The 11,963-nt window shown below is 58.1% G+C and carries 8 protein-coding genes and 3 pseudogenes; 5 read left to right on the forward strand and 6 right to left on the reverse strand.

The genetic code is table 11. The features are described from left to right. Positions 1–133: 133 nt before the first annotated feature. Positions 134–1,555, forward strand: a complete 1,422-nt coding sequence (locus tag A3754_RS05680; protein WP_063519051.1) for a fatty acid desaturase — start codon at positions 134–136, stop codon at positions 1,553–1,555. 99 nt (positions 1,556–1,654) lie between these two features. On the opposite strand, the gene A3754_RS05685 is transcribed toward A3754_RS05680, so the two are convergent. Next, complete coding sequence (locus A3754_RS05685; protein ID WP_231880505.1) at positions 1,655–2,704, reverse strand: AraC family transcriptional regulator; 1,050 nt, start codon at positions 2,702–2,704, stop codon at positions 1,655–1,657. A 482-nt stretch (positions 2,705–3,186) separates the two neighbouring features. On the opposite strand from A3754_RS05685, the pseudogene A3754_RS05690 reads away from it, so the two are divergent. From A3754_RS05690 to A3754_RS05700, 3 genes and pseudogenes are all read left to right on the forward strand, one after another. Further along, a pseudogene (locus A3754_RS05690) lies at positions 3,187–4,068 on the forward strand (alkane 1-monooxygenase). Between the two features lie 165 nt (positions 4,069–4,233). Then, positions 4,234–5,463 (forward strand): trans-acting enoyl reductase family protein, encoded by a 1,230-nt coding sequence (locus A3754_RS05695; protein ID WP_063519052.1) that lies wholly within the window; start codon positions 4,234–4,236, stop codon positions 5,461–5,463. A 47-nt stretch (positions 5,464–5,510) separates the two neighbouring features. Next, on the forward strand, positions 5,511–7,709 hold the full coding sequence (locus A3754_RS05700; protein ID WP_156496838.1) for an IgaA/UmoB family intracellular growth attenuator: 2,199 nt from the start codon (positions 5,511–5,513) through the stop codon (positions 7,707–7,709). Between the two features lie 10 nt (positions 7,710–7,719). On the opposite strand, the gene A3754_RS05705 is transcribed toward A3754_RS05700, so the two are convergent. From A3754_RS05705 to A3754_RS05715, 3 genes are all read right to left on the reverse strand, one after another. Continuing rightward, entirely contained in the window at positions 7,720–8,001 is a 282-nt protein-coding gene (locus A3754_RS05705) for a DUF4189 domain-containing protein (protein WP_063519054.1), read from the reverse strand. 526 nt (positions 8,002–8,527) lie between these two features. Beyond that, positions 8,528–8,863, reverse strand: a complete 336-nt coding sequence (locus tag A3754_RS05710; protein ID WP_156496839.1) for a hypothetical protein — start codon at positions 8,861–8,863, stop codon at positions 8,528–8,530. A 69-nt stretch (positions 8,864–8,932) separates the two neighbouring features. Then, on the reverse strand, positions 8,933–9,844 hold the full coding sequence (locus A3754_RS05715) for a bestrophin family protein (RefSeq protein ID WP_063519056.1): 912 nt from the start codon (positions 9,842–9,844) through the stop codon (positions 8,933–8,935). 214 nt (positions 9,845–10,058) lie between these two features. On the opposite strand from A3754_RS05715, the pseudogene A3754_RS05720 reads away from it, so the two are divergent. After that, positions 10,059–10,766, forward strand: a pseudogene (locus A3754_RS05720) (AraC family transcriptional regulator N-terminal domain-containing protein); the annotation flags it as partial. A 134-nt stretch (positions 10,767–10,900) separates the two neighbouring features. Here A3754_RS05720 and A3754_RS05725 read toward each other — a convergent pair. Together A3754_RS05725 and A3754_RS27325 are read right to left on the reverse strand one after the other, a co-directional pair. Then, on the reverse strand, positions 10,901–11,662 hold the full coding sequence (locus A3754_RS05725; RefSeq protein WP_063519059.1) for an ABC transporter permease: 762 nt from the start codon (positions 11,660–11,662) through the stop codon (positions 10,901–10,903). Between the two features lie 51 nt (positions 11,663–11,713). Then, positions 11,714–11,963: pseudogene (locus A3754_RS27325) on the reverse strand (multidrug ABC transporter ATP-binding protein); the annotation flags it as partial.

Consider the following 11,963-nt stretch of genomic DNA (forward strand, 5'->3'; position numbering starts at 1 on the left):
ATCCACGGAATGGCCCTTGCATTTTTACGTCCAAAGTAATCATCAGGCCGTTTCCAAGTCTATACAAAGCAGTACTTGGCCCCATTCCATAAGGGGTATAGCGTTAAACGAAAAGCAGAACAAAGGTGGCACCATGGCATCAACAGACTCAACCACCACACTCCCTGACTGGCACGACGGGAAACGTTACCTTTGGTTACTCAGCCCGGCGATCCCCGTGCTGGCTGTTTCGTTTCTTCTCATTTATCTGTTTATCTGGCCCTGGCCCGGGTTGCTCTGGGGCGGCCCTTTCCTCGTGTACGGTCTGATTCCCTTTGCCGATTGGGTGGTAGGGGCCGACACCAGCAATCCACCGGAATCTGCCGTCCCACAGCTGGAAAGCGATACCTACTACCGGCTGATTGTTTATGCCTACATCCCGACCCAGTATCTGGCCACTATCCTGGGCGCCTGGCTGGTGGCCAGCGGGGATGTGCCACTGTGGGGCCTGGTCGGTCTGGTCTTCAGTGTCGGCGCGGTTAACGGCATTGCCATCAATACCGCCCACGAACTGGGCCACAAGAAAACCCGATCCGAACGCTGGCTGGCCAAGATCACTCTGGCCCCGGTTGCCTACGGGCACTTTTTCGTGGAGCACAACAAAGGGCACCACAAAAACGTGGCCACCCCCGAGGATCCGGCCAGCTCGCGCATGGGCGAATCATTCTGGGCGTTTCTGCCGCGTACCATGATCGGTAGCGTGAAATCCGCATGGCAAATTGAAGCGCAACGTCTGCAACGTTGTGACCAACCACTGTGGTCCCTGAAAAATGAAAACCTGCAAAGCTGGCTAATGACCGTTGCCCTGTTCGGACTATTAACGCTGTGGCTGGGCTGGGTGGTTTTACCGTTTCTGCTTCTGCAGGCGTTTTATGGTGCCTCCCTGCTGGAAGTGATTAATTACATGGAACATTACGGGCTGCTTCGGCAGAAAAAACCTGACGGTCGCTACGAGCGCTGTGAGCCCCGGCATTCCTGGAACAGCAATCACATCGTCACCAATCTTTTCCTCTATCAATTGCAGCGCCATTCCGATCATCATGCCAACCCGACCCGCCGCTTTCAGGCGTTGCGCCATTTTGATGACAGCCCGCAACTGCCCTCCGGCTATGCATCCATGCTGATACCCGCTTACCTGCCTTTTGTCTGGTATCAAAAAATGGACCCGCTGGTCTATCAGCATTACAACGGCGACCTGACCCGGGCCAATCTACAACCGGGAAAACGCGACGCGCTACTGAAAAAATGGCAACGCCCGGTGGTGAGTTATCGCAGCGCCGATTCTGAACCCGATGTGCAGCAAGATGGCGTTGAGGCGGCGCGCCAGGCCGAACAGGACATCGACAAGGCTCACCAGTTTCAGTGCCCAAACTGCGGCTACACCTACGACGAGCAACACGGCGATGAAAACGAAGGGTTCCCGCCCGGCACCCGCTGGCTACAAATCCCCAACGACTGGGCCTGCCCGGACTGTGCAGTACGCGAGAAAGTCGATTTCGTCCTCAAGCAACACTGACGGACACCCTCCGGCGACTTCCCCCCCCCTGTAGCCGGAGGGATTTTTTTGTTTAGCGTGGATAGCACGTTTCTTGCAGCTTGACAGGCTTGTCTCGAATTACGACCGAGACCGGCGCATGGCCAACGGCGTAATGCCGAACCAGCGCCGGAAAGTGCGACTGAAGTTGGAGGTGTCCTGGTACCCCAGCTGTTCCGCAATGCGTTCCACCGGGTCCGCCGTTTCCATTAACAGCCAGCACGCCAATTCCCGGCGCACCTCATCGAGCAACTGCTGATAGCTCGTCCCTTCCGCTTTGAGTTTGCGAATCAGCGTGCGCGGTGACATGGCGAATTCGCTCGCCATGGTTTCCAGTGAAGGGAAAGCGCCGGGCTGATCCAGCAACACCAGTCCCACCTGCTGACTGAACGGCCCACCCTGTTCCAGCTGTTTGCGCTGATGTTCGCAATCACGCAACGCAGTGCGATGCATGGCCGGATCTGCGGTCAGGCAACGTTTGTCTAACTGGTGGCTGGCAATCACGATCTCGAACTGTGTCGTGCCAAACTGCACCGCACAACCCAGTAGCCGCTCATATTCCGGCGACCACTGGGCGTCTGGCAGTGGCAGTGACACACGAATATCCCGGCCACGTTGCGGCAGCACCGCATCAATCATCTGAAAATAGGTGCCCAGCAAGGCACCGTAAAGAAACTCACGGGCCTCGCCCAATGGCTGCCTCTCGGTGATGATAAGGCGACCCTCGCCGCCTTCCTCGACAAACGCCAGGTCCGTCAGCTGCAGGCGAATCGAGGCGAAACGCGCAATCACCTGATGCATAGCACGCAGATCGGCGGCGGAAACCACGGCATACCCGAGCGCACCATGGGCTGACACCGAGGTGGCATTGGCAATATGCAGCCCGATCCAGGGCTGGCCAGTTAACGCCACGGCTCGGCGAATCAGCCGCGTCAGTTGTTCCTGGCTGAGGTAGCGGTGTTCGCTGAGCAGCTGCTGCCATTCCAGCCGGGTGCCGGCAAAAATATCCGCATCGGTAAACCCCTGCCCATGGAGGTGAGCACACAGCAACCGGCTATAGGTGGGGTGAATGGCCGGACGCAGCCGTTCAACCATGGATACCCCGTGTTCCTCCACCATCACATTTTTCACTACCGCCCTCGCTCCCGCTGGATGCCACCCAGCTTACTCTGAAACACACTGTTTAACCTGTCACTTTATGACGATTTATTGCCACCTCCTGCGGTGCTGCTACCCAGCACAGCGGCGCAATATGGCAGCAAGACATGAACTTGCACACAACAACGAGGCCTCTTATGAACAAGGCAAGCGTATTTATCGGCCCCTCCGGGGTCGAATACCGGGATCGCAAGCGTCACCTGTGGATGGTATCCCTGTTAGTCCCAGGCACCGTATTCCTGGGCCCATTGCTGTATATGACCACCGGCAACGCCTTGTTGCTGTGGCTGCCGCTGGCCTTCTATTACCTCACCATTCCCGTGCTGGACATGCTGATCGGTGAAGACCAGAGCAACCCACCGGAGGAGGTTGTCCCGCAACTGGAAGCGGATCACTTCTACCGCAGGATGACCTATGCCCTGGTGCCAATCCTGCTTGGCGCCTACCTGTTTGGCATGTGGTTTGTGGGCACTCACACTCTCCCCCTGCATGGCGTCATCGCCATGGTGCTGATGACGGGCACCATTTGCGGCGGCGCCGGGCTCAATCTGGGCCACGAGCTGGGCCACAAGAAAACCCGTATTGAGCGCTGGCTGGCAAAGCTGGTTCTGGCGCCCCTGGGCTACGGCCACTTCCCCATTGAGCATAACAAGGGCCACCACCGCGACGTGGCCACCCCGGAAGACCCTGCCTCGTCGCGGCTGGGGGAAAATATCTGGAAGTTTGCCGCCCGCGAAATCCCTGGCACCTTCAAACGTGCCTAGCGGCTGGAAAAGGCGCGCCTGCAAAAAGCCGGCAAACCGGTATGGTCCGTGCACAATGACATTCTTCAACCCGGCCTGCTGAGCCTGTTGATCTGGGGTAGTGTTATTGCCCTGTTTGGCTGGAAAATGGTGCCTTTTATTGCTGCCGTCACTCTCTGGTCCTACCTGCAGCTGACCTCCGCCAATTATGTGGAACACTATGGGCTGCTGCGTCACAAGGATGGCAATGGCCGCTATGAACGGACTCAGCCCCATCACAGCTGGAACAGCAACCACATGTTTTCCAACTGGGCTACGTTTCACCTGCAACGTCACTCCGACCACCACGCCCACCCGGCACGGCGCTACCAGAGCCTGCGTCATTTCGAAGACCTGCCCACGCTCCCGAACGGTTACTTCGGCATGTTCCTGATCAGCTACATCCCGCCGCTGTGGTTCCGGGTGATGGATAAGCGCCTGCTGGAAAAGGCGGATTACCAGGCTGCCAATATCAATTTCGATCCCGCCAGGCGAGCCGCCCTGATCCGCAAATACGCCATCAAGGAATCCGCCCCGACACAACAGGCCGCCTGAACGGGTTTCCCCTTTACCGCGCCCGCTCTTGCGGGCGCGTTCTTTTTTGCCCTGCACACGTCCTGTCTCACCGGTTACGTATCCGCCCCCCAATGGCTTAGGATACGAACACAGTCAGACTTTCCATTGCGCTGATCCATTTCGCTGATTCTTCAAGGAGTCTCCATGAGCGATTCACAATTTGATGTGGTGGTCTTTGGGGCCACCAGTTTCGTTGGCCAGATTCTCTGCCAGTACCTCTTTGACACCTACGGGACCAATGGCGAGTTAAAGTGGGCAGCAGCCGGGCGCTCACTGGATAAACTGGAGCAGGTAAAAGCCTCACTGGGCAACGCCGCCAGCACCCTGCCCCTGATCACCGCCAATGCCAACGACGACGACAGCCTGGACGCCCTGTGCGCACAGACCCGCGTGGTGGTTTCAACCGTGGGGCCTTATGCGCTGTATGGCGAGCCCATGATCAAGGCCTGCGTTAACAGCGGCACGGATTACTGCGATCTCACCGGTGAAGCCCAGTGGATTGCCGACATGCTTGAGCAATACGAAGCCACCGCCAAGAAGAATGGCGCACGTATCGTGCATTGCTGCGGCTTTGATTCCATTCCCTCGGACATGGGCGTGTACTTTCTCCAGCAGCAAGCCCAGGCCCGCTTCAACGCGCCGGCCAGCACCGTGCGCATGCGCGTCAAAGTGGCCAAGGGTGGCGTTTCCGGTGGCACCGTTGCCAGCATGATGAACATTGCGGAAGAAGCCGGAAAAGACCCGGCATTGCGCAAGAAACTGGCCAACCCCTACCTGCTTTGCCCACCAGACCACGGCTTCAAAAGCCGTCAGAGCAGCATCGGCCTGGCCAGTTACGATAACGACTTCAACGCCTGGGTCGGCCCCTTTGTGATGGACGCCATCAACAGCCGTGTGGTGCATCGCTCCAATGCCCTGACCGGCCAGGCTTACACTGATCACTTCACCTATAACGAGGCCATGCTCACCGGCGATGGCATGGGTGGCCGCATGAAAGCCCTGGGGATTGGTGCCGGCACCGGGCTGTTTTTTGCCGCTGCGGCCATCAAGCCTACCCGCTGGGCACTGAACAAGTTTGTGGTGCCACAGCCTGGTGAAGGCCCCAGCCCCGAGGCACAAAAAGCCGGTTTCTACGACATCCGCTTTGTCGGCCACACCGACAACCAGGACACCCTGAAAGTGAAAGTCACCGGTGATGCGGACCCCGGCTACGGGTCCACCGCCAAACTGCTGGGCCAGGCCGCCGCCTGCCTGGCCCAGNANNTGGTAGAAAATGCCCCCGGCGGCTTCTGGACCACCGCGTCCCTGCTCGGCGAGCCGCTACTGAAACGGCTGCAGGAAAAAGCCGGCATGACGTTCACCGTGATCGACTAAGGCACTACCCGGCCTGTGACCTCGGTCACAGGCCGCAGCAATTTTCAGTGGCAGCGGATGCCAGCCTCACACGCAATCCGTATTCTCCCCGGTTTTCCAAACAGGACGGGGTTGCCATGGAAGCGCTTGCCATACTGAAAATTTTATTGATTCTATTCCTGCTTGGCTCAACGATTTACAGCGCCATTGTCTATCAGGGCCGCAAGAAATCCTCACTGAAAAGCCTTGCAGCATTCCGCCAGCAACACTCACCCCAGCGCAAGCTCGATCCCACCGAGCTACGTCTTGTTGACGCGGTTATCGCCCAGGCAGAACAAAAAACCCTCGGCGCCCTGGACAGCCATGAGGTTTTTTCTCTCAGCGGCCCCTACCTGCGCCACGGTCTGGAAACCAATGGCAATACGGTGTGGCATGACACCATCGGTGGCGTGGAGGTATTGCTGCCCTACGATGCGGACTATTTTCTCCGTGACCACAATGAGGCCCTGGTGGTACTGGCTGAGAAACAGGCCATCGTCATTGCGCTCAACGATGAGTTCTCTCTTGCTGGAGGGGAAGAGCGCGAGCAGCGTCGCGAACAGAAACAAAACCAGTGGGAAAACGGCGAATACGGTGCGCTGTCACGGGTGTTTGATGCCGATGACAACGAGGCAGAAGACGACCAGAGCGATTCACTGACCATCCGCGAGCAGCGACAGGAAAGCGACGCGGAAATGGAAGCACGGCGTGGCCGCGGTGTCGCCTTGCTGCCCGGCTTCCTGTGGTCGGTGGCGTTTGTCTGTCTCGGTATTGCCATCATTGCCGACACAACAGCGGTACTGACGATCTGCCTGGTGATCAGTCTGCTCGCCACCCTGTCCGCCCTCTACCTCTTCTTCCGTCGCCCACCTGCCGGCGAGCCGCTGAAGGTGAACCAGGTCTACGGGCAGATTCGTCTCACCCCGGTAGGTGTGGATGAACAGAACAACGTGCAGATATCCGTCACGCTGAACGACAGCATCGGCTTTTCTCTGCCGGAACACTGGCGCCCCTTTATTACCTATGAAGACGGGCAGAACCAGGAGATGGCCATCCGGGTCGACGATTACAGCGTTGTCAGTTACGGCAACCGGATGTCCCTGGATCAGGAAGTACGCCGCTTTCCTCCGGTGTACTGGGGGCGACACCTGACCCTGGCCATCGTGGGCGCCATCGCCCTGCTGTTTCCGCTCAGCAGTGTCACCCAACTCTCCCGCGACATCCTCCTTACCAGCCAGTCACTCAGCGGTGCACCGCAAAGAGAGCTGGACAATGCCAAGGCCGTGCGTGACAACCCGCCCGCCGCCGGTACGCTGGTCCACCTCAAGGGCAACGCCCGCTGTGCCGTGGAGACAGGAAGCTACTCGCCCAGCATCGACTGCCGGCAACTTTATTGGGGTAGCAGCGCCCCCCGGTCCAGCCACACCCAGGCACCAGACATCATCCAACGTTTGCAGGATAAGGACTTGCTGCAGGCACGCAGCGACAACTACCTGACACTGATGGCCACCATGCAAGGCTGGGATACTTACCGTAATGGCAAGCCGGTCATGCTCACCAACCTGCCCCGCATCATAGAGACGCTGGATTCAGCCTGCGCACAGAACGGCACTGACGGGGATATCGACTACCGTTGCCAGCGCATCCACCGGCAGATGCTGGAACGACTCATCTATACCCTGGACCCCCAGCCGGAAAACTGGCACCCGCTACGCGAGGCGGTTCAGCAGCGCGCGGACACCGATGACCCGGTCACCGCCATCACCAGCGAGGCTCATATCAAGGTTCTGCGCCAACAGATAAGTCAGCTTGTTATTGCGCTGGATGCTGGCCGCAGCCTGGAAATCGCAAAAGACATCAACAACAGCCAGCAGGGCGGAGTGGCAATCCGCCTGGTGCAGGGCCCATTGCCCGCCGCACTGGAGGCGGCGGAAAGTCATGACCGAAGCGCCATCATGGACAAACTGCTGGCCATGATCGACGCCCCCGCCGGGCAGCCGTTTGCACTCAGCGGCATGGTCACGGCATACCAGCCCGGTAGCGGCGACGCGCCAGCGACACTCAGCCTGGACCTGACCCGCCATCGCGACACCATAAAACCGGCGGCGATCAATGTGCTGTGGTTGCTACTGGCCGCAGGTCTTCTGTTCGGACACGGGGTCATGGCTGCGGTGCGATTTGCCCAGCACAAAAAAAGACACCAGGCGGTTGCCGCCCTGTACGCCTGAAGCCAGCGACTTAGCCGTTACAACCCCAGGCACGCACCATGCAGCGCTGGCCACCCTGACGGGCGCAATACTGCAGCGCTGTGCTCTGGGCCTGGCTGCCGCTGGAGGCGGTGCCCCAGCCATAGGCGGAGCTTCCCGAGGACTGATCCGCCGCATAGGCAGCACAGCCCCTGGAGAACGTCTGCACCACCCGACAACCGTAACCGCATTCGCTCAGTGCGCGAGACTGGGCCTGCTGCATGCTTTGATGATTATAGCTGAAGCCGTACTGATCACCCTGATTGCTGTCGATGGCTAGGGGAGCCTCTGAATAACTCCTTGCATGCTCAGTCTTTCAGGCTGGCTCGCAATCTAGGCGCGATTTTGATGGCATGCTGGTTGCCTGTCGAAAAAGCGCAACAACGAGTGCGGGCCAGCCTGGAAGACCCGGAGGGCGCGGCCTGAAGGGCACATCTGCTGCGCTTTGTCGCTAGGAAAGGGAGCCACCCTGACCGTTGCGGCAAAACACAACAGCTGCACCCTTCAGGCCACGCTGAGTACGCAAGGAGTTATTCAGAGGCTCCCTAATGCCCCGTTGGCGCTGGCGACACTGGCGAACAGCATGGCGATAAAGATGCCGACTAATTTACCCATCACGATTCCCTTCCCTGTTGTGTTTGTTACGGGATCAACAATCCCTGCCCTTTCCATTGCACGACTTTTCCCGGTTAGCCGCCATGCACAAACCGCAACAGTGTGGAGGCTTTTTGTTGCGCTTTGATATCAGCATGATGCCCTGATCGAACGCAATCAGGGCATCATGCTGACGGACAAAGGGACTACTGAGAATAGGTGGCAGAGCCGGTTTTGCGGCCGGACGAGCACAGGCATTCATAGTCAATGGAATCCAGCGTTTTACGGACCTTGCCGTTCCCCAGCGGCTCGCTCTTCATATAGCCCATCAAGTAATTCGGGTATGCCGAGGTGCCCGCCTGAATGGGCGTCGTGCCCTGCGGGCAACGCAATTTGGGGGCATTGTCCGATTCGAAGGCGCCCAGCACCTCACTGTAGGCCGGACGCGTGAACGGCCCCGCACAGACTTCATTCGCCGCCACCACCACCGGCGCGGTTTGCAACGCCACAATCAATACTGAAAACCCCATCCACTTTTTCATGTTGCTTCCCCTCTTCACGCCGGCCCATCCGGCTTATGGAGATAACATAGCGAGGCGGATCGAAAACGCTTACTGAAGCTGAAAGTCCTTTACCGGCAAGGGCGCAGGCGCAACCTCGCCCAGGGCATCCGCCACGGAAATCTCATGAATACGACACAGCGCATCCAGGGGCAGGTCATTGGGAGCGCGGCCGAAAGGGGTTTCCAGATGTTCGGACAGGCGATCGATACCGAAGAAGGTATAGGCCACCGCCGCCGCTAGTATCGGGGTTGCCCAGCCCATGCCACCAATCAACGCAAAGGGCAGCAGGTAGCAGTACACATAGGCGGTGCGATGCACCAGCAAGGTATAGGCGAACGGCAAGGGCGTGGACGCAATACGTTCACTGGCGGCCTGGATACCGCTCAGCGCCGCCAGTCGTTCATCGAGTATCTTCAGCCCCATGCTGTCCAGCGCCCCCTGCCGGTACTGCTCACCCAGTATGGCGCCGGCCTGTGCCAGCAACGCATCCGCCGGGTTGGCTTTCGCCAGCGCCGCATCCCGCTGTTCCGCTGACACCCAGGCCAACAGTTCCTCGTTGACGGTTTCGCGGCGAAGCTGGCCCTTCAGCGCCACCGCATGGGCCAGCACCGGCATCAACAATGCTCGCCGGGCCGAAGCCTTTTCGCCCAGTAATGTGCCGCTGGCTCGAGCCAGGCTGCGAATTTCAGTGACCATCTGGCCCCATTGTTTGCGCGCTTCCCACCAGCGGTCATAGGCCGCGTTATTGCGAAAGCCGAGCAGGATCGACAACACGATGCCGAGCAGGGTCACCGGCATAATCGTCAGGCTGGTCAGGTCTATCAGTTGGTAGTGACTGAGCGCGGCAACCACCACAGAAAATAATGCAACAAAGAGAATGTGTGGCAGGATTTCCGGCACCACTGATCCCCGCAGGGCAAATAACAGGGCGATGGCATTGGGGCGCTCTCGAACAATCATGGTCTCTATCCGCTGACAGTCAGCCCTGATGGTAAGCAATCGTGGGGGCGATTGGCAGAAGGGGTGGAAACAAAAAAGGTTCTTCGTGGATTAGGGAACCTCTGAATAACACGCTTCTCGCCGTCTGACAGGTTTATCGCGAATACCCGATACTTTACCAAACGCATCAACGCCGGATGCCTGACGTAAACCCCCCATGAACCATAAAAAATCAAGCTATCTGGCCAGCTCGGTACACTTGCCAGTACTCGGGCAGATTGTTGATGCCTCACCGGATCATCCCTACCTGGCGGTAAAAATTGATGTGGACCCGCAGGAAGTCACCGACCTGGTGCTGGAACTGGGAGACAAGGTTGGCCGTTATGAGCCAAGCGAAGAATGCCCGGAAGTGGGCTGTGGCCTGTGCATGTCACACATGGATGACCCCATGCAGAACGCGCTGCACCGACTACTGAACCTGATGACCACGCCCGACGATATCGCGGTGCTGGCCCCACTGACCCGCCGGGAAATCATCTACCGCTCACTGATTGGCGAGATGGGACCGCGCATGCGCAAGTTCGCCTCGACGGATTCCCAGGCCAACCGCATATCGCGGGTCATCTCGACCCTCAAGGATCGCTATTCGGAACCACTGCGGGTAAAGGATCTGGCTGATTCAGCCAACATGAGTGAGTCCACCCTGTTCCACAGTTTCAAACAGGTAACATGCATGTCGCCGTTGCAGTTCCAGAAGAAGCTGCGCTTGCATGAAGCACGCAGGTTGATGCTCACCGAAGGCCTGGAAGCGGCCACCGCCAGCTATCGTGTGGGTTATGAAAGCCCTTCCCACTTTAGCCGGGAATACAGCCGCTTGTTCGGTGCACCGCCGCGTGCGGACGTTAGCAAATTGCGCGGAACACAGGCAGGCGTCAGCGCCTGATTAGGCAGCCCGGGCAACCGCTTGACGCCGGATGCCCGACGACGGACGCCTGCATTCAAGACCTGAATACCCTGGCTGTCAGGCATCTGGCATCGAGCATTTGGTAAAGCACCGGAGATTCGCGATGAACCTTCCTAGCTTTTCAATTTATATCCGGTTTTAAAGATCCACCACACCAGCCCCATGCACAGCGTCAGAAACAGCAACGTCATGCCCAGGCTGATCCCGATGTGCACATCGGCCACACCAAAGAAGCTGTAGCGGAACCCGCTGATCAAATAGACCACTGGGTTGAACAAGGTCACCGTCTGCCAAACCGGCGGCAGCATGTCGATGGAGTAGAAACTGCCTCCCAGAAAAGTCAGCGGGGTAATGATCATCAAGGGAATGATCTGTAGCTTCTCAAACGTGTCCGCCCATACCCCGATGATAAAGCCAAACAGGCTGAAGGTGATTGCCGTCAGCAGCAGAAAGCCAATCATCAGGAAAGGATGCTGCACGTCATAGTCCACAAACAATCGTGCCGTCAGCAGAATCAGCACGCCTAGAATCGTGGACTTGGTTGCTGCCGCCCCCACATAGCCAATTACGATCTCCACATAGGACACCGGCGCCGATAACACCTCGTAAATGGTGCCGGAAAAGGTAGGCATGTATATCCCGAAAGACGCATTGGAAATGCTTTGCGTCATCAAGGACAACATGATCAGGCCGGGAATAATAAACGCCCCGTAACTGACGCCGTCAATCTCGACCATCCGTGAGCCGATGGCCGACCCGAACACCACAAAGTAAAGAGAGGTGGAAATCACCGGCGAGGCCACGCTTTGCATCAGGGTACGCCAGGTGCGCGCCATCTCGAACTTGTAGATAGCGCTAATGGAATGCATATTCACTTTCATTGATTAATCCTTCCGGGAGCAGCCAAACGAGAACACCAAACGGCATCAGAGGCTTTCCGGTGTTTCAGTTTTTACGTGTTGCGTACCGCGTGAGGCTTGTGGCGTGCCATGCACCAGATCCACGAAAATATCTTCCAGCGAACTTTGCCGTGAATGCAGGTCCTTAAATTCAATACCCTGCTCGCTCAGGTGACGCAGCAATTCAGCAATGCCCGTGTTTTCCTGGTTGGCATCGTAGGTATAAACCATCGAGTAGCCCTCATCGGCCAGCGCCAGCGCCTCGTCCGCCATGGCG

Source organism: Alcanivorax sp. HI0083 (genome assembly GCF_001635175.1).